Annotated in this window: 22 protein-coding genes and 1 tRNA gene; 9 read left to right on the top strand and 14 right to left on the bottom strand. The window is 65.6% G+C overall.

The features are described 5' to 3' along the window. Together VKZ87_RS15400 and VKZ87_RS15395 are read left to right on the top strand one after the other, a co-directional pair. On the top strand, nucleotides 1–534 hold a 534-nt coding region (locus VKZ87_RS15400; RefSeq protein WP_324222150.1), incomplete at its 5' end, for a TRAP transporter large permease subunit. A 32-nt stretch (nucleotides 535–566) separates the two neighbouring features. After that, nucleotides 567–1097 carry a MarR family transcriptional regulator gene (locus tag VKZ87_RS15395; RefSeq protein WP_324222149.1) on the top strand — a complete coding sequence of 177 codons (531 nt, stop codon included), beginning with the start codon at nucleotides 567–569 and terminating at the stop codon, nucleotides 1095–1097. Nucleotides 1098–1103: 6 nt separating this feature from the next. Here VKZ87_RS15395 and VKZ87_RS15390 read toward each other — a convergent pair whose 3' ends face one another. The 5 genes from VKZ87_RS15390 to purU all read right to left on the bottom strand — a co-directional run bounded on the left by VKZ87_RS15390 (nucleotide 1104) and on the right by purU (nucleotide 4161). Further along, nucleotides 1104–1829: a DUF1194 domain-containing protein gene (locus tag VKZ87_RS15390; RefSeq protein ID WP_324222148.1), complete on the bottom strand. Its 726-nt coding sequence runs from the start codon at nucleotides 1827–1829 to the stop codon at nucleotides 1104–1106. Nucleotides 1830–1890: 61 nt separating this feature from the next. Beyond that, nucleotides 1891–2271: a DUF2934 domain-containing protein gene (locus VKZ87_RS15385; RefSeq protein WP_324222147.1), complete on the bottom strand. Its 381-nt coding sequence runs from the start codon at nucleotides 2269–2271 to the stop codon at nucleotides 1891–1893. A gap of 54 nt (nucleotides 2272–2325) precedes the next feature. Further along, complete coding sequence (locus tag VKZ87_RS15380; protein WP_324222146.1) at nucleotides 2326–2787, bottom strand: hemerythrin domain-containing protein; 462 nt, start codon at nucleotides 2785–2787, stop codon at nucleotides 2326–2328. Between the two features lie 124 nt (nucleotides 2788–2911). Continuing rightward, on the bottom strand, nucleotides 2912–3289 hold the full coding sequence (locus tag VKZ87_RS15375; RefSeq protein ID WP_324222145.1) for a VOC family protein: 378 nt from the start codon (nucleotides 3287–3289) through the stop codon (nucleotides 2912–2914). Nucleotides 3290–3309: 20 nt separating this feature from the next. Continuing rightward, the gene (purU, locus tag VKZ87_RS15370; RefSeq protein ID WP_324222144.1) at nucleotides 3310–4161 is read right to left on the bottom strand and encodes a formyltetrahydrofolate deformylase; all 852 of its coding nucleotides are present in this window, start codon (nucleotides 4159–4161) and stop codon (nucleotides 3310–3312) included. A 210-nt stretch (nucleotides 4162–4371) separates the two neighbouring features. Here purU and VKZ87_RS15365 point away from each other — a divergent pair, with 210 nt between their 5' ends. Beyond that, nucleotides 4372–5199, top strand: coding sequence for a hypothetical protein (locus VKZ87_RS15365; RefSeq protein WP_324222143.1), 828 nt, complete (start codon nucleotides 4372–4374; stop codon nucleotides 5197–5199). Nucleotides 5200–5219: 20 nt separating this feature from the next. Here VKZ87_RS15365 and VKZ87_RS15360 read toward each other — a convergent pair whose 3' ends face one another. The 7 genes from VKZ87_RS15360 to VKZ87_RS15330 all read right to left on the bottom strand — a co-directional run bounded on the left by VKZ87_RS15360 (nucleotide 5220) and on the right by VKZ87_RS15330 (nucleotide 11980). After that, nucleotides 5220–5666: a hypothetical protein gene (locus VKZ87_RS15360; RefSeq protein WP_324222142.1), complete on the bottom strand. Its 447-nt coding sequence runs from the start codon at nucleotides 5664–5666 to the stop codon at nucleotides 5220–5222. A 46-nt stretch (nucleotides 5667–5712) separates the two neighbouring features. Then, entirely contained in the window at nucleotides 5713–6963 is a 1251-nt protein-coding gene (locus VKZ87_RS15355) for a hypothetical protein (protein ID WP_324222141.1), read from the bottom strand. Nucleotides 6964–7143: 180 nt separating this feature from the next. After that, nucleotides 7144–8775, bottom strand: a complete 1632-nt coding sequence (locus tag VKZ87_RS15350; RefSeq protein WP_324222140.1) for a molybdopterin-binding/glycosyltransferase family 2 protein — start codon at nucleotides 8773–8775, stop codon at nucleotides 7144–7146. A 2-nt stretch (nucleotides 8776–8777) separates the two neighbouring features. Continuing rightward, the gene (locus tag VKZ87_RS15345; protein WP_324222139.1) at nucleotides 8778–9494 is read right to left on the bottom strand and encodes an XdhC family protein; all 717 of its coding nucleotides are present in this window, start codon (nucleotides 9492–9494) and stop codon (nucleotides 8778–8780) included. Then, entirely contained in the window at nucleotides 9491–9820 is a 330-nt protein-coding gene (locus VKZ87_RS15340) for an XdhC family protein (protein WP_324222138.1), read from the bottom strand. The genes VKZ87_RS15345 and VKZ87_RS15340 overlap by 4 nt, the downstream gene beginning before the upstream one ends. Then, the gene (locus tag VKZ87_RS15335) at nucleotides 9817–11061 is read right to left on the bottom strand and encodes a VWA domain-containing protein (RefSeq protein ID WP_324222137.1); all 1245 of its coding nucleotides are present in this window, start codon (nucleotides 11059–11061) and stop codon (nucleotides 9817–9819) included. Before VKZ87_RS15335 ends, VKZ87_RS15340 begins: the two co-directional genes overlap by 4 nt. A gap of 1 nt (nucleotide 11062) precedes the next feature. Then, nucleotides 11063–11980 carry a MoxR family ATPase gene (locus VKZ87_RS15330; RefSeq protein ID WP_324222136.1) on the bottom strand — a complete coding sequence of 306 codons (918 nt, stop codon included), beginning with the start codon at nucleotides 11978–11980 and terminating at the stop codon, nucleotides 11063–11065. Nucleotides 11981–12086: 106 nt separating this feature from the next. On the opposite strand from VKZ87_RS15330, the gene VKZ87_RS15325 reads away from it, so the two are divergent. Together VKZ87_RS15325 and VKZ87_RS15320 are read left to right on the top strand one after the other, a co-directional pair. Then, complete coding sequence (locus VKZ87_RS15325) at nucleotides 12087–12575, top strand: ester cyclase (protein ID WP_324222135.1); 489 nt, start codon at nucleotides 12087–12089, stop codon at nucleotides 12573–12575. A gap of 11 nt (nucleotides 12576–12586) precedes the next feature. Next, the gene (locus tag VKZ87_RS15320; protein WP_324222134.1) at nucleotides 12587–12913 is read left to right on the top strand and encodes a YciI family protein; all 327 of its coding nucleotides are present in this window, start codon (nucleotides 12587–12589) and stop codon (nucleotides 12911–12913) included. Here VKZ87_RS15320 and VKZ87_RS15315 read toward each other — a convergent pair. Beyond that, nucleotides 12910–13287, bottom strand: a complete 378-nt coding sequence (locus VKZ87_RS15315; protein ID WP_324222133.1) for a hypothetical protein — start codon at nucleotides 13285–13287, stop codon at nucleotides 12910–12912. The genes VKZ87_RS15320 and VKZ87_RS15315 overlap by 4 nt on opposite strands. Before the next feature lie 76 nt (nucleotides 13288–13363). Then, nucleotides 13364–13437: transfer RNA gene (locus VKZ87_RS15310), tRNA-Cys, on the bottom strand. Nucleotides 13438–13619: 182 nt separating this feature from the next. Here VKZ87_RS15310 and VKZ87_RS15305 point away from each other — a divergent pair. The 4 genes from VKZ87_RS15305 (at nucleotide 13620) to VKZ87_RS15290 (ending at nucleotide 16926) form a co-directional block, all read left to right on the top strand. After that, nucleotides 13620–14291 (top strand): protein-L-isoaspartate O-methyltransferase, encoded by a 672-nt coding sequence (locus VKZ87_RS15305; RefSeq protein ID WP_324222132.1) that lies wholly within the window; start codon nucleotides 13620–13622, stop codon nucleotides 14289–14291. Then, nucleotides 14291–14626, top strand: coding sequence for a rhodanese-like domain-containing protein (locus tag VKZ87_RS15300; protein WP_324222131.1), 336 nt, complete (start codon nucleotides 14291–14293; stop codon nucleotides 14624–14626). The genes VKZ87_RS15305 and VKZ87_RS15300 overlap by 1 nt, the downstream gene beginning before the upstream one ends. 78 nt (nucleotides 14627–14704) lie before the next feature. Next, entirely contained in the window at nucleotides 14705–16075 is a 1371-nt protein-coding gene (locus tag VKZ87_RS15295) for a TolC family outer membrane protein (protein ID WP_324222130.1), read from the top strand. Between the two features lie 227 nt (nucleotides 16076–16302). After that, nucleotides 16303–16926 carry a DUF2497 domain-containing protein gene (locus VKZ87_RS15290; protein ID WP_324222129.1) on the top strand — a complete coding sequence of 208 codons (624 nt, stop codon included), beginning with the start codon at nucleotides 16303–16305 and terminating at the stop codon, nucleotides 16924–16926. Nucleotides 16927–17011 lie beyond the last annotated feature (85 nt).

Genomic DNA, 17011 nt, shown 5'->3' with positions numbered 1-17011 from the left:
CTCATCATCGGTATCCTGCGCGGCCGACTGGACTGGCCGAAGATCCGGGCGGCGCTGATCGACGCGGTCCGCACTTCGGCTTCGATCTTCACCATTGTGGTCGGCGCCTTCCTGTTCGGCTATTTCCTGGTCATCACCCAGACGCCGCAGAATGTCAGCGATTTCCTGACCAGCCTGCCGATTGGCCCCTACGGCGTGCTGACGCTGATCCTGATCATGTACCTGATCCTCGGCGCGCTGATGGACGAGCTGGCTATCATCCTGGTGACGGTGCCGATCATCTATCCGGTGATGCTGCAGCTTGGTTTCGACCCGATCTGGTTCGGCGTCATCATCGTCATGGTGACCACCCTGGGCATGGTCATGCCGCCGGTCGGCATCAACGTCTTCGTGATCAACTCCATCGCCCGGGATGTCAGCCTGTGGGAGATCTACAAGGGCGTGATGCCCTTTATCCTGGTCGACCTTGTCCGGCTGGCCCTGCTGGTGATGTTTCCCGCCATTGCGCTGTTTTTGCCCAGCCAGATGAATTGACCCGCCATGACGTCATGGGTCATAGAGGCGCTATGAAGACCTCCCCGGACAAGGCAGCGGTGGCTCAGCGCGGAGCGAGGCGCAGCGGCGCCGCGCCGCGCAGGATCGACCGTGGCCCTCTGCCCGGCTTTTATGGCTACAATCTGCGCATCGCGCAGGTGGCGGTGTTCGAGGATTTTGCCCGGATCGTCGGGCGGCTGGCCGACCGCATGGGCGAGCTGACGCCAGGGCGTTTCAGCCTGCTGATGCTGCTCAAGCACAATCCCGGGATCAACCAGACCGATCTCAGTCGCGCCGTCGGGCTGGACAAGTCCACGCTCACGCCTGCGCTGGATCAGCTGGAACGCAAGGGCCTGATCCGGCGCGAACGCACCGCCGCCGACCGGCGCACCTATGCGCTGTCGCTGAGCGAGAAGGGCGAGGCGCTGCTGGACGACCTGATCGTGAAGGTCCGGCGCCATGAGGAGAATATCGTAGCGTCGCTGAGCACGACGGAGCGGGCAACCCTGCTGCGCCTGCTCAAGAAGATCGCTCGCAGTCTCGGCAGCGGCGCGGTGGAGTAAGTACCGCTAGCCGAAGCGACTGCTGTCGCCTGTGTGAAGGCCGGCGATTTCCTGCACCAGTTTGCGGCGGATGGCCTCACGAAACGCGGTGAAATCGCGCGCCGGCACCAGGAAGGCGCCGGGCCCGCCGATGATATGTTCGCGGTAATACTCCTCCAGCTGCGGTTCCTGGTTCTCGATCGGCAGACCGTTGATCGTGATCCCGCTGGCCAGCGCGGCCTCGCGGTCGGGATCCGGCGGCGGGCCGGTATTGGTGCGGCCGTCACCGGAGATATCGATCACCTGCCGCAGAGCCGGCGCAGGCGTGGCGTTCAGCAGCCGGCGGCCGAAGGCGATTGCGCCACCGGGGGCCGTACCGCCGCTGTTGAGGCGGCGCTCGGCATGCTGCAGGGCCGTCGCGAAGGTGGCGATGCTGTCGTCGCCGCGCAGGATCGACCATGGCACGATGAGATTGTGCAGGTCATAACCTGACCACTGGAAATAACAGGCGGCGATCGCGCCGTTGATGCCGGAGCGGATTGCCTTGACCACCTCCGGGCGACGGAAGGCGTCGGCATAGCCCTCCTGTTGCAACGTGTAGTCATCACTGCTGACGCTGCCGGAACAGTCGGCGGCGAGCACCAGGGCAAGGTCGACGTGGTGCCCGGGCCGGGCGATGGCGGGAAGGGCGGCACCGGCGCCCAGCAAGGCGCCGCTGGTGATCAGGAACCGTCGACGGTCTGGACCGGTCATGGTTTAGCTCGCCCGCCTGATGGGCGCCAGCGTGCCGGCGGGTGGGAACGCTGGGCGCCTCCTACCGGGCGGCGTCCGATGGTTTTGCGGTTTTCGCCGCCGAGGGCTTGCGCTTGCGTGCCGCCGGCCGCTCTTTCGGATAGGCGGAGTCCTCGCCCTGATCGGCGAGGCCCGGCAGATCGCCGAGGTTGTCCACCGCGAGCAGGGGCTCGACGGGCTCGTCGCGGGTGGCGCGATCGCTGCCTTCGGCGGCCGGATTGGGTTTGGTGGCCAGTTCCTGGTTGTCCTGCTGCGCGATCAGCTCGCGGGCCATCTGCCAGTGTTCCATCTCGCGTCCCTCTGGACGGCCTTCCTCTTCCCAGAGGCGATAGGCCCGGTCGCGGATGCGCCATTCAAGCTGCTGCTCGCGATCGAAGTTCTTGTCGCTCTTCCTGTCACTCATCTCCGACCTCAGACAAAGGTGGCTGCCGGCCGGCTCGCGCCGGCCGGCGAGGGATTAACGCGCTGCATGCTGCTGCTTGTATTCCCGGGCCATCGTGTCATGCCGCATCGCCATCTGCTCGGCGTCGCCGTCCTCCAGCTTCTCCTGGGCGAGGTCGAAGATGGAATCCTCTTCCTCGCGGACGTGGTGTTCGACCGCTTCCTGCAGCTGGCCGGCGATGTCGAGAAACTCTTCCGATTTCGGATCGCAGCTGATCAGCTGATCGAGCAGTTGCTTCGCCTCGTTATGCTCGTGGACGGAATGGCGGACCTTCTCGCCGGCGCCGTCACCGGCCTGGCGCAGTGCCGGATAGAAGACCTTCTCCTCGAATTCCATATGCGCCCGCAGCTCGGTGGCGATCTGCTGGCAGAGTTTCTGCCGCGTGGATGCATCGTCATCCTTGGTTTGCAGCAGTTTTTTGAACATCTTCTCTACTTTTTCGTGATCCTGATGAAGCTTCTCGGTGACATGGGGCATGTCATTCTCCCTTAAACGCGGTGCTGGCAGCCGGCTGGCTGTCAGAGACAACGCAGGGATACGCCGGCTGTTCCGGCAGCTTCTGCCGGCAGTTTGCGGATCAGCCGGAAAACGCCGGCGCAGATCAGGTGGCGGGGAAGCAGGCCGCTTCGATCCGGTTGCCGTCGGGATCGCGGATAAAGGCAGCGAAATAGCCGGTCATGGCCGCCTGGCGCGGCCCCGGGGCACCGTCATCGCGGCCGCCGAGCCGGAGGGCGGCGGAATGGAAGGCTTCCACCGCGGCAGTGTCGCGGGCCCGCAGCGCGACATGGGCGCCGGTATCCTCCGGTATCGGCGCCATGTCCGGCCGGGCGTTCAGCCAGATCTCGGGGTACTTTTTTCCGAAGCCGATGCTGGCCGGCCGTTCGACCAGCTTCCTGTAGCCCAATGGCGCCAGCACGGCTTCGTAGAAAGCGGCACTGCTGGCGAGATCCCGGACCGCGAGGGAAATGTGGTCGATCATCGCCAGCCTCCGTTCGTTTCTCAGCTCCGGAAAACCACCGTGCGGTTGCCGTTCAGGAAGATCCGGTGCTCGACATGATATTTCACGGCACGCGCCAGCACGGTGCTTTCTATGTCGCGGCCGACGGCAGCGAGCTGCTCGGGCGAATGGGCGTGGTCCACCCGCGCGACTTCCTGTTCGATGATCGGGCCCTCGTCGAGATCGTCGGTCACATAATGCGCCGTCGCGCCGATCAGCTTCACGCCGCGGGCATGAGCCTGCTGGTAGGGCTTGGCGCCCTTGAAGCTGGGCAGGAAGGAATGATGGATGTTGATGATGCGGCCAGGATAGGCGTTGCAGAGATCGGGCGAGAGCACCTGCATGTAGCGGGCGAGCACCACCAGATCCACGCGCTCCTGTTCGATCAGGTCGCGCAGCATGCCTTCCTGCCGCTCCTTGCTGCCCGGCGTCACCGGCCAGTGATGATAGGGAATGTCATGGACCGCGGCACGCTGGTACCAGTCGCGGTGATTCGACACCACGGCGACGATGTCGACGGGCAGGGCGCCGATGGAATAGCGGTAGAGCAGATCGTTCAGGCAGTGGCCGAAGCGCGACACCATGATCAGCAGCCGCGAGCGCACCGCTTCGTCGTGGATGCTCCAGGTCATGCTAAAGGGGGCCGCGACCGGCGAGAAGGCGGCGCGCACCTGTTCGGCGGAACGGCCGCCATCGAGATCCTCGAAACTGACCCGCATGAAGAACAGCCCGGTTTCGGAATCGCCGAACTGTGCCGAATCGCGGATGTTGAAGCGGTTGGAAGCGAGAAAGCCGGAGACGGCGGCAACAATGCCCGGCCGGTCCTGGCAGGAAAGCGTCAGAATAAGGCTCATGAAAACGTGCGGGGTGAGGAGGGCGACGGCATGACTGTTGGATGAGGCCGCACTGTAGCCGCGCCACCGAACGGTCGCAACGGCAGGGGGACAGGAGCTCTAGGATGGATTCGTCCTCATGCGCGCGGGTCCGGCTTGTTAAGAATTACCTCGCATCCCTCGGGGCTACGGCATAAACTCGGCCTACCGGCGGCGGATTCGTCGCAGCCGGTGAAAAGGTTTCGCAGAACGCTGGCCTCGCGCCGACCATCCCATGCCCAAGCCGACAAGATGCTGATCCGCGGCCCCGATTATCTCCGCCAGATGGCCAACAAGCTGCTCGACGCCCTGGTTCAGGGCGCCACCATGCATGGCAATGTGACGCTGGAGAGCCTGAAACAACTTGTCGAGGCGATGAAGACCTCGCCCGACTACGACCATTTCTACCGCGCCTCCTATGATGGCCTGCTGAAGGTCATCGACGAGGATAACCGCCGCGGCGCCCGGGTTAATGCCTTCGGCCGCCTGCTGGTGCATCCGCTGGACGTGCTGTTCGCGGAGGAGAAACTCGACCGCCGCCTGATCGGCAACTATTTCTTCTTTGTGCGTTCGCTGTTCGGCGACGATGTCGACGTGATGGCGGAAGAGGCGGCAGCCCTGGCCGAGGAAATCCGCCAGGCCCAGGGCGGCAATCTCGACTGGGCGGCCTTCTATGCCGATCCCCGTGCCAAGAAGATCTTCTTCCGGGTCATGGTGCGCGTCATGCGCGCGTTCCGTGTGTTCGAGTCCCGCCGCGAGTGGGTGATGAAGGTGATGCAGCACGATCCGACTGCGGTCGGGCTGTCGTCCAATGTCTATGTCGAGCGCCCCTTCGACGGCCAGGCGCTGCCTTTCGGCGACCGCGAATTCTACCTGTTCTTCAACGGGCTGATCCGGCCGATCCTGCGGCTTGGCAAGGAAGATGTGGCGCTGTTCAAGGAAGCGACGGGCGAAGATCCGCGGCCGCTTGCCGAGAACTTCCTCGAAGAGCTCGAGATGTACCGGCCCCGGGCGGCCTAGGCCGCCCCGGTTTCCGTCACTCAGTTGGAATTGGCCGGCTCGCGATGGTCTAGCTTGGCGGCGAACTGCTCGAACAGTTCGCTGACGCAGCGCGCCACGGTGCGCTGGTGGTTGTCGTTCAGCTGGTCGGCAGCGCGCATGCACATGTCGGCGAACTTGCGTGCCAGCACCACGGCGTCGCGGTTGCTCTCCTGGCGGATGTCTTCGAACACCGTGGCGATGAAATCGCGGGTCTGGCTGCTTTCGTGATGCGAGACCGGGCGTTCGCCCATCAGCGAATCCAGCATCGCATTGAAGGTCTGCGAGGTGTCGATGGCGATGCTGGCGAGGATCTTCTCGATCCGCTCGCTATCCTTCGAGCTGATGGCCTTCTTGGCGGCGGCAGGCGTCGCAGCCTGCGGAGCGCGGAACTCGGTAACCTGGCTGTTGTCGGACTGCTTCGGGCTGGGGTTGGACCGGTTCCACATGAGACTGCACCAATGTTGAGAAAAAACGGAGACGCGGCGATGCGCGTCAGTTCACGACTTCGCGCGAGGCGCGGATCATGTTGTCGATATGCCAGCCCTGAAACAGGCGGATGCCCGCCGCCATGCCGGCCTTGAGCGCCTCTTCGCTCTCGCAGCGGGCCATGATGATGCGGTTGGCATCGATCTCCGCGACGCGGCTGGCCAGTTCCTTGTCGGTCCAGTCGTCGATCCGGTCCTTGAAGAAGAACAGCTTGATGAAATCCGCCCGCAGCTCGGCGCGGCCGAACATCTGCAGCAGGTCCGGCGTGATGCCGTCGATCAGGATGCGATAGCCGGAATTGTGCAGGAACTCGCAGGCCAGCAGATATTCCGAGTAATCCCAGAACACATCGTAGCGTTGCAGCTCGATGATAATCTGTTCCTTCTTCACGATGTTGCCGATGCGGCTGTCAAAGTCGCGGAAGGTGTCGCTCAGCACCGTGCTGACATTCACGTTGATGCTGAACGGGCCGCTGCTGCGGGTCACGTAGCCGTCCAGCAGGGCGCGGAAGACGCGGGTGTCGAGCGTGCGGGTCAGGTGATGGAACAGCGAGCGGGCGCCGCGGAGATTGACGTTGGGCGCGATCGCCTGGCGCAGCTCGTTCACGCCGACGAAGATCTCGTGGAAGATCGGCTTCGGTGGCTGGTTGCCGAAGCACAGCGCCACCGGCTGCCGTTTCATGAAAGTCGAGACATCGGCCTTCTTCAGGATGTCGTCGATCTGCTGCAGCGCGCCGGGCGTCAGCGGAACACCTTCGCCCTGGCCGGCGGCGGTGCCGGCCTTGGCGAGCAGGCGCTTGCGGCGTTCGGAGAAGGTGCGGTAGCGCTGCTGGATGGTGTCCATCAGCTCCTGCAGTTCCTCGAACTGGCTGTCGAAGCGATACCAGCGGACGGCGTTCTCGGCTTCCTCGGGGGTGAGGCCGATGGCAATGTTGTTTCGAGTCAGAACATCATCGATCTCGAGCACCAGCTTTTCGAAGGTCTGATCGAAGAAGCGCTCCGAAAGCCGGGCAAACAGGACGATTGAATAATCGTGCAGCGTGTAGAAGGTGCCTTCGTATTTCGACATCAGCGACCGGATCGCATGCACCACGATGTTGTAACTTTCGCGGTTGCGCTCGAAGGTCTTGGGATTGACGAACTGGATGATCGCCGCCAGACGACCGCCGAAGATCTTGCCGCGGACAAGACGGTCGAAGTCGGTGAACATCTTCTCGTCGTCGAACGACGGCTGATTTTGAATAATCGCTTCGCTCATCGAAACGGTCGCTTTCTCCGGTAACGGTCGTGGAGAGGGCGGCAACCCGCCGATCTAAGCTGTAGAATTCTACCCCCGCAGCCTGCCCACTATGGCAAATTCCCTCCTGCGGCAAAAGCCGCGAGACTTAGTTAATGGAGCTTTTGTTTCTAATATTCCATTAACCGAGAGGGACTTGCGTCAGGTTTCCGAAATCCGGCGGCGGGCCAGCATCTCCGGAGTATCATAGTCCCGAAGGATGCCAGGATCGTCCACCGGCACCTCGCAGATCCAGTCCGCATGGGGCACCAGGAGGCTGCGGGCGCCCGCATCGCCCTCCAGCCGCAGGAGCTCGGGAAGGAACTGCGTTCCCCAGAGGACCGGGTTGCCCCGCTTGCCGTTATGGACTGGCAGGCAGATGGCCCGGCCTTCGGTCGGGTTGAAGGCCGCAACCAGCTTTTCCAGCACTTCGGCCCGGATATCCGGCATATCTCCGAGGCAGACCAGCACCCCGTCGATCTCCGGGGGCAGCGCCTTCAGGCCGGCCTGCAGCGAGGAGGCAAGGCCCTCGGCATGGGCGGGATTGGTCACCCGGGTCAGGTCGCCGGCCCCGGCTGCTGCCTCCACCTCGGCGGCACGATGGCCGGTCACGAGGATGACGGGGCGGGCGGAGGAGGCCAGGGCGGCTTCCACCACATGGCGGATCACCGGCTTGCCGTCGAGGTCGGCCAGCAGCTTGTGGTCGCTGCCGAAGCGCCGCGACAGCCCGGCGGCCAGGATCAGGGCGGCCACCCGCGGCCGGCGCGGCTGCTGCGGCCCAGCTCCGGCCGCACCGTCCCGCGGCATCGGCCGGCTGGGGATTTCCTTGAGCAGTCCGCCGGCGCCCATGCGGGCGATGTCCCGCCGCGTTACCGGGATTCCGGCGCATATGCGCTGCAGCACCCAGTCGAAGCCGTTCAGCTTGGGCGAGCGCGCGCAGCCGGGAACGCCCACTACCGGCACCTCGTCATGGCGGCCCAGCATCAGCAGGTTGCCAGGGTCGACCGGCATGCCGAACTGCTCGACGATGCCGCCGGCGCGGGTGAGCCCGGCCGGGATCATGTCCAGCCGGTCGACGGTGGCCGAGGCGCCGAAGATCAGGATGGGCGCACAATCCTCGGCCCTCAGTTCGGCGATGGCCGCGGCGACCGCGGCATCGTCGTGATCGACGATACGGACGGCGCCGATGCGGCTGCCCATATGGGCGAGGCGCACGGCAACGGCCTGTTCGGTCTTGGTCAGCACGCTGTCCTTGGTATCCGCCACGCGGGTGAGGATCAGGCCGGCGTTGCGGGGCTGATAGGGCGCGACCTGCACCAGGGGGCCGCCATTGCGCAGAAGCGCCTCGCCGCTTTCGACGATGTGGCGCGGCGCGGCGAAGGGGATGATCTTGACCGTTGCCAGCATCTGCCCCGGCTCGATCGGCTCGTAATCCTCCACCGTGGCGATGGTCACCGCCTCGTCGAGTTCATTCAGCTGATGCACGCGCTCGATGTCGATGCGCGCAAGCCCGGCGGCTTCGGCGTAGAGATTGGCGCGCCCGGTGAAGGCTGCCGCCGCCCGGGCGCCGGGGCCCGCACTGGCCTCGGCGATCCGCGTTGCCGCCTCGTCCTCCGCCATGTCGCCGGCCTCCAGGCGGGCGATGTGCACCTGCGTGAAGCCGGCGGCTTCAAGCGCGGCCGTATCCTCGGCGCTCAGGACGCGCCCCTTCCGGAAGCGGGCGCTGCCGGCGCCTGTGGTATGGGCGAGAATGCCGCCGACGGCTTCGCGGACCGGGACGACGCCGAAGAACATGTCTATGCCGTCACGGTTTCGCGCGGTGCCGGCTGGCGCAGGGCGGCCGTCATCTGCGCCAGGATCGAGATGGCGATTTCGGCCGGCGACTTGGCGCCGATACTCAGGCCTACCGGACCGTGGATGCGGGCCAGTTCGTGCTCGGGGATTCCGGCGCTGCGCAGCCGCTCGAGCCGCGCGGCATGGGTTTTCTTGCTGCCCAGCGCGCCGATATAGAAGACGTCGGATTTCAGCGCCGCGATCAGCGCCGGGTCGTCGATCTTCGGATCATGGGTCAGCGTCACCACGGCCGTCCGCAGATCCGGCTTCAGGTCCGTCATGGCTTCGTCCGGCCAGTCGTTCGAGAGCGTCACGCCGGGAAAGCGCTCGGCCGAGCCGAAGGCGCTTCGCGGATCGATCACCACCACTTCATAGCCGGCGAACTGGGCCATCGGTACCAGCGCCTGCGCGATATGGACCGCGCCGACCAGGATCAGCCGCAATGGCGGATTGAAGACATTGAGGAAGAGGGGACCCTGCGCGGTCTCGATGGTCCGCGGCTTGTCTTCCAGCAGGGCCGCGCGCGCTGCCTCGCCGATACGCGGATCGAGATCCTTCAGGCCCTTCTTGCCGGTCAGGTAAAGCAGCCGCTGCTCGCCGCTGTTCAGGAAGGTGGCCAGGACGACGGGGCGCTTCTCGGCGCGGTCCTGCTGCAGTTGCCGGAGGATATCGCGTTTCATCCGTCCAGCCGCTCCACGTAGATCTGGATCTTGCCGCCGCAGGCGAGGCCGACTTCCCAGGCCTGCGCGTCCGAGACGCCGAAATCGAGCAGGCGGGGTTTGCCGTCGGCGATCACGTCCAGCGCTTCCGTCACCACGGCACCCTCGATGCAGCCGCCGGACACGGAGCCGATGAACTTGCCTTCGCCATCGACCGCCAGCTGGCTGCCGACCGGCCGCGGGGCCGAACCCCACGTGGTCACCACGGTGGCCAGCGCCACGTCCCTGCCGCTGTCCTTCCATTGCAGGGCAGTGGCGAGAATGTCGTCGCTCAGGTCGGTGTTCATGCCGCCATCCTCCCCAGATTCTGCTTCAGCCGGTTGCCGGCATCGCTGCCGTGGCTGAGCGCGGCCGCCAGATCGGCTATGGAAGCAAGATTGTGAACGGGTCGGAAATCGTCAACCTGCGGCAAAATGGCGCGGATGCCGGCCGCTTTCGGCTCGAACCCCTCCCAGCGCAGCAGCGGATTGAGCCAGATCAGCCGGCGGCAGGACTTGTGCAGCCGCTCCATCTCGCGCGCGAGGCCCGCGCCGCCCTCGCGGTCCAGACCGTCGGTCACCAGCAGGACGACGGCACCCTGACCCAGCACGCGCCGCGACCAGAGCCGGTTGAATTCCGCCACGGTGGCGCCGATCCGCGTGCCGCCAGACCAGTCCGGCACGGCCTCGCTGACCGAAGCCAGCGCCTTGTCAACGTCGCGCTGCCGCAGCAGCCGCGTGATATTGGTCAGCCGCGTGCCGAACAGGAAGGAATGCACGCGCGTGCGGTCGTTGGTCAGCGCATGCATGAAATGCAGGAACATGCGGCTGTACTGGCTCATCGAGCCGGAGATGTCGCAGAGCACGACCAGCGGCGGCGGCCGTTCGGCAGCGCTCTTGCGCTTCAGGGGTATGATCGTGCCGCCGGAGCGCAGGCTCGCCTGGATGCTGGCCCGCAGGTCGATGCGATGGCCGCGCTGGTCCGGCTTCAGGCGCCGCGTTTTCGCCGGCCGGAAGGGCCACTCCATCCGCGACAGTGCCGCCTTGGCCTGTTCCAGCTCTTCGGCGGACATTTCGGCGAAATCTTTCTTCTGCAGCAGTTCGTCGGCCGAGAAGGTCAGGGTGGCATCCAGTTCGACTTCCTTCTCTCCGCCTTTCTGCCGGCTTTCGCCACGTCCCGGCAGCAGGGCCTGCCGCAGGCGCTGCGAGACGTTGCTTTTGCGTGGCTCGGCCGTTCCTTCGGCCTCCGGCAGCAGCAGGCCCATCATGCGTTCGAGGATCTTCGGGTCGCGCCAGAAGATGTGGAATGCCTGGTCGAACAGCTCGCGCTGGTCGCGGCGGTTCACCAGCACGGAGAACAGGGTCCAGTAGAGATCGTCGCGGCGGCGGATGCCGGCGGCCTCCACGGCGCGCACGGCGTCGAGCGACTTGCCGGGGCCGAGCGGCAGGCCCGAGGCGCGCAGGAGCCGCACGAAATGCACGACATTCTCCGCGAAGGCGCCGCCTTCGCCGTCCTTCGCTGCCGATGGCGGATCGGGCAGCAGGTTCATGTCACACTCCGAGCGCGGCCATGTCCTGCTGTACCTGGCGCAGGATCGCGGCAGCCTCCGAGCCTTTCATCTTCGCGATGTCGTCCTGGTATTTCAGCAGCACGCCAAGCGTATTGTCGATCGTCTCGGGATCGAGCGAGACCTTGTCGAGGAAAGCCAGCGCGCGGGTCCAGTCGATCGTCTCGGCAACACCGGGCAGCTTGAACAGCTCGGTCTCGCGCAGATGCTGCACGAAGGCGACGATCTCCCGGGTCAGCCGCTGCGGCGCGCCGGGAACCTTGCGGTTGAGGATGGCAAGCTCGCGCTCGGCACTGGGATAGTCGACCCAGTAATACAGGCAGCGCCGCTTCAGCGCGTCATGGATCTCGCGGGTACGGTTGGAGGTGATGATCACGATTGGCGGCTCGGCCGCCCTGATCGCGCCGATCTCGGGAATGGTGATCTGGAAGTCGGAGAGCACTTCCAGCAGATAGGCCTCGAAAGGCTCGTCCGTGCGGTCGAGTTCGTCGATCAGCAGGACAGGCGCACCCTGCGGATCGGGTTTCAATGCCTGCAGCAGGGGCCGCTCGATCAGGAAATCCGGGCTGAAAAGATCGCGGCCGAGGCTGCCCTTGTCGCCTTCGCCGGTTGCTTCCGCCAGGCGGATTTCCAGCATCTGGCGCGGGTAGTTCCACTCGTAGACCGCCGAGGAAAGGTCGAGCCCTTCGTAGCACTGGAGGCGGACCAGCCGGCGGTTCAGCGTCGCCGCCAGCACCTTGGCGATCTCCGTCTTGCCGACGCCGGCTTCCCCCTCGAGGAAGAGCGGCCGGCCCATTTTCAGGGCCAGGAACAGCGTAGTGGCCAGCGGCCGGTCGGCGACGTAATCGCCGGCATTCAGCAGGGCTTCGACATCATCGATGGAGGCGGGCAGGGCGGACATCGTTTCCTGAATCTAGAGCGGCGGAGCGGAAAATCATGCCCGCTCCGGGGCGCTGTCACAAGCCGGGACCGGGCCGCGTCTGAGCATCACGACAGGAGGGATCGTCATGAGCGCACCCGCACGCACCTCGCCAAACCAGTCCATGCTGCTGCGCCATCTGGCAGCGGAGAACGCCCATGACATGGCCGCCACCATGGCGACCCTGCATGAAGACTGCGTTTTCCGCGATTTCGCCACCGGGCAGGTCTTTTCCGGAAAGGCCGGCGCTGAACGGCATTACCGCCAATGGTGGGAGGCCTTCGGCAATGTGGTCGAGCGCTCATCGCTCGGCTCGGCGCACTGGATCGATGACGAGACCTACGTGGCCGAGCCGCAATATACCGGGTGCCATATCGGGCCGTTCCTCGGGCTCGCGCCCACCGGCCGCGCCTTCGTGCTGCCCTTCACCGTGTTTGTCCGGTTCCGCAACGGGCTGTTCGTCGAGGAGCGCTTCTACTACGATCTCGCCACGCTCATGCGCCAGCTGGGCGAGGAGAGGGTCGATCCGCAGGCCCTGGTTCAGGCGCAGGCATGGGCGGCGGGGAGAGAATGCTGACGGAGCAGAGCATGCCGAAGCCGCGACCGGTGTACTGGATCGACTACCAGCGCGGCCCGGCCTGGCCCGCCGGACAGCCGGCGCCACGACAGGCGCTTCACGATCACCAGATCTACCTGCAGCGGCTGATGGAGGAGGGGCGCCTGCTGTTTGCCGGGCTGTTCCGTGACGATGCCGGCGGCGGCATCGCGGTGCTGGACAGCGCCGACGAAGCCGCCGCGCAGCGCATGATGGCGGACGACCCGGCGGTGCGGTCCGGGCTGCTGAGCGCAAGGCTGCGTCCCTGGCAGCTGGTCTTCGACCTGGCCAGCGGCACGTCGCCCTTCGCGGATGGCTAGCGCCCCATACTCGTATAGCCGCGCTCGATCACCCGTTTCGTTGCCTCGAAGGCGTAGACCAGTTCGTCATTCGCCTCGCGGGCAGCCTTCAGCCCGGCAATATCCTCCGGCGACGGATTCTGCTTCGCCGCGAGCTCCAGGGCGGTCTTGATGTAGCGGGCCCGGGCCTCGGCGACCCGGTGGGCGAAGGCCATGAAGGAATCCCGGTTCAGCTCGGGGACCGCCTTGTGGATCACCTCACGATTGGCGTTGAAAATCGCCATCTCGATTTCTTCAAGGAATTTTTGAAGCTTACGGGCCGTGTCCCGATCCAGCATCTCCTTGCTGACCAGGTGGTCGATCTTTTCGGTCCTGCCGTAGCCGATGATGCTCATCGTCCCCTCCTGCCGCGAATCTTCCCTGACGGCAGCTTACCGGCTGCGGGGCACAAAGTCAGGAACAGAAGGGATGTGGAGGTCTCGGCCGGATTCGAACCGGCGTACACGGATTTGCAATCCGCTGCGTAGCCACTCCGCCACGAGACCTCAGGAAAGCGGCCCCTTAGTACGGATTCACCTCTGCGGGGTCAAGGCCCCGCCTTGCCGTCCAAGCGGTTGTGACGAATGTTACCGATCCGGCCTAAACCACAATAGAACCGTTGTTTTTCCGCCATCGGAGCTTTATAAAGCGGCTGACTTTTACCGCTTTTTGCTCCGGATTCTGCTCTATGGCTCTAGCCGATCGTCAATTTGCCGAAGCGCGCCGCCAGATGGTGCTGACGCAGCTGCGCCCCAACAAGGTCATCGACGAGCAGGTCATCGACGCCATGGCGTCGGTGCCGCGCGAGCAGTTCGTGCCGCAGGCCTATCGTGGTGTCGCCTACATGGACGAGGATGTCGCGGTGGCGCCGGGCCGGTTCATCATGGAGCCGATGATCCTGGCGCGGCTGATCCAGGAAGCCGAAATCCAGCCCTCCGATGTCGCCCTCGTGGTCGGCTCGGCCACCGGCTATGACGCCGCCGTGCTTGCCCGCATTGCCAATACGGTGATCGGGCTGGAGTCCGACCCGGCCCTGTCGCAGCAGGCAGGCCAGACGCTGCAGGCGCTCGGCATCGACAATGTGGCGACGGTGGAGGGTCCGCTGGCTGCCGGACTGCCCAAGCAGGGGCCATTCAACGTCATCCTTCTGGCCGGTGCCGTGCCGGAGATTTCGCAGACCCTGCTGGACCAGCTTGCCGATGGCGGCCGTCTGGTCGGCGTGCTGCGTCCGTTCGATGCGCCGATCGGCCAGGCCGTGCTGGTGAAGCGCAGCGATCATCTGTTTGCGCAGCGCGTGCTGTTTGACGCCGGCACGCCGCTGCTGCCGGGTTTCGAGCGTCCTGCCGGCTTCGTGTTCTGATGTCTGACCCGAATGGGCCTGCCGAGATCGGCGTGTCCGAACTGGCAGCATGGCACGAGGCCGGGCGCGATTTCGCGCTGCTGGACGTCCGTGAGGATTGGGAAGTCGCCATCTGCGCCCTGCCGGGGGCGATACATATCCCGATGCAGCAGGTGCCGGCGCGCAGTGACGAGTTGCCGGACGACAAGCCGCTGGTGGTGATGTGCCACCACGGCGGACGCAGCCGCCAGGTGACGGGCTGGCTGCGGCAGAACGGGTTTCCGCAGGCGGTCAATCTTGCCGGCGGCATTCATGCCTGGGCCGAGCAGATCGACCCCGGCATCGCGAAGTACTAAAAAAGAGCATAAAAAAAGTCCGGGGACATGTTGGGGCGCGCCGAAATGCGTGAAACGGGAAAAGGACGAATGCGCTTCATGACCTTCAGACAGGCTCTTCTGGCTGGCACCATCGCCGGCGTCTGCTTTGTGCAGCCCGCATCGGCGCAGTCGCTCACCGACGTGCTGAGTGCCGCCTACAACAACAACCCGACCCTGTTGTCCGCCCGCGCCGCGCTGCGAGCCACCGATGAGGGCGTGCCGCAGGCGCTGTCGGGCTGGCGTCCGACGGTGAGCCTGACCGGCGAGACCGGCGTGCTGCGCCAGGAATTCACGCCGCAGACCCCGACCACGCAGTCCGACACGATCAACCCGCGGACGGTGACACTGAGCGTCACGCAGCCGCTGTATCGCGGCGGCCGCACCCAGGCCGCGACCGAGTCCGCCGAAGCCCTCGTGCTGGCCGGCCGGCAGGATCTCTACAGCACCGAACGCCGTGTACTGCTCGATGCGGTCACCGCGTATATGGACGTAGTGCAGAACCAGGCGGTGCTCGACCTCAACCGCAATAACGAAGAGGTGCTGCGGCGCCAGCTGGAAGCGACCCGCGAACGCTTCCGGGTGGGCGAGATCACGCGCACCGACGTGGCCCAGGCGGAATCGCGCCTGAGCGGCGCGACCGCGAACCGCATCTCGGCGGAGGGCATCCTGGTCTCGAGCCGTGCCGTGCTGGCCCGCGTGATCGGCGAGATGCCCGGCACCCTGACGCCGCCGCCGCCGCTTCCGGAACTGCCGCGCAGCGAGGAAGAGGCGCTGGCCATCGCGCTGGAAGAGAATCCCGACCTGCTCGGCGCGCGGTTCCGCGAGGTTTCCGCCAAGTATGACGTGCGCTCGGTTTCCGGCGCGCTGCTGCCGACCGTCAGCGTTGCCGGTTCGCTCAGCCAGGCCGATGAGACGACCCGCGCCAATCTGGAGACGGAGTCAGCCCGCATCGCGCTGCAGCTGACCGTGCCGCTCTATGAGGGCGGTTCCGTCTACAGCCAGACCCGCCAGCGCAAGCAGATCCACAACCAGCGCCGCATCCAGGTGGAGGAGCAGCGGCGCCTGGTTCGCCAGTCCGTCACCCAGGCCTGGGAGAACCTGACCACCGCGCGCTCCAACATCACCGCGCGGCGCGACCAGGTGGAAGCCGCCCGCATCGCGCTGGAAGGCGTGCAGCAGGAAGCCGAGGTCGGTTCGCGCACCACGCTGGACGTGCTGGATGCCGAGCAGGAATATCTCGATGCCCGCGTCGCCGAGGTGCGTGCCCGCCGCGACGAGTATGTCGCTGCCTTCACGCTGCTTTCGGCGATCGGCCGCCTGGGTGCGCGCCAGCTGAGCCTGCCGGTGGAATACTACGACCCCGTCGAGAACTATGACCGCGTCCGTGACAAATGGTTCGGCACGGACGGCGGCCTGAACGCGGAATGACGGGAAAGCGCCGCGAATCGGGTGAAAAACGCTGAGCTGGCGGGAATTTGGGAAAAATCCCTTAACCCGCTTTAACAGTTCGGTTATCTTCGCGGGCGTATCTTGGGCTGCTGATTCGGCCCGGGGTGGGCCTGCGATGCTGCGGTATGGATCGCGGCAGCGGCATAGACGGCAGGATTTCAGGCACCGGGATGAGTGATCCTAAAGCTGGTCAGAATGAACCGACGATGGAGGAAATCCTTGCCTCCATCCGGCGGATCATTTCCGAGGACGGCGCCGACCAGCAGGCCGCGCCGCCGGCCGAGGAAGAACCCGCGCCGCCACCGGCGATGGAACCGGAGCCCGAGCCTGAGCCGATGATGGCCATGCCGGAGCCGGAACCCGAACCGGAACCCGAGGCCGAGCCTGCTTTCGAACCCGAGCCGATGCCGGAGCCGGAACCCGAGCCCGAGCCGGTCATGGCGGCGCCGGAGCCGGAACCGGCCTACGAGCCGCCGCCGCCTCCGCCGCCACGTCGTGCCCCGCCGCCTCCGCCGCCGCGGATGCAGCCGCGCGAGGATATCCTGGAGCTCACCGAGGTGGTCCGCGACGAGGTCGAGGGCCTTGTTTCGCCGCCGACCGCCGCCCGCGCCGCCGCCCATCTGGGGCAGCTTTCCGGCGCCGTGGCCGGCTCGCGCGCCATGGGGCTGGGCAACAGCCAGCGCACCCTGGAGGAGCTGGTGAAGGAACTGCTGCGTCCGATGCTGAAGGAATGGCTGGACGCCCATCTCGCCACCATCGTGCAGCGCATCGTCGAGCGCGAAGTGGCGCGCCTGACCATTCAGGCGGAAGAAGAGCAGGATCACCTGTAATCACCGTTTTTGACGCGGTTGGCGGTCCTGTGCCTCTGGACTGACCGGTCCGGATCGTCTTTATTTTCCGGCCTTCCCCGAGACA

Origin of the sequence: Ferrovibrio sp., from assembly GCF_035304305.1 — a bacterium.
Lineage (GTDB): Bacteria > Pseudomonadota > Alphaproteobacteria > Ferrovibrionales > Ferrovibrionaceae > Ferrovibrio.
Note: the sequence above shows the minus strand (reverse complement) of the source record. Positions and strands in the feature narration are given on the sequence as shown.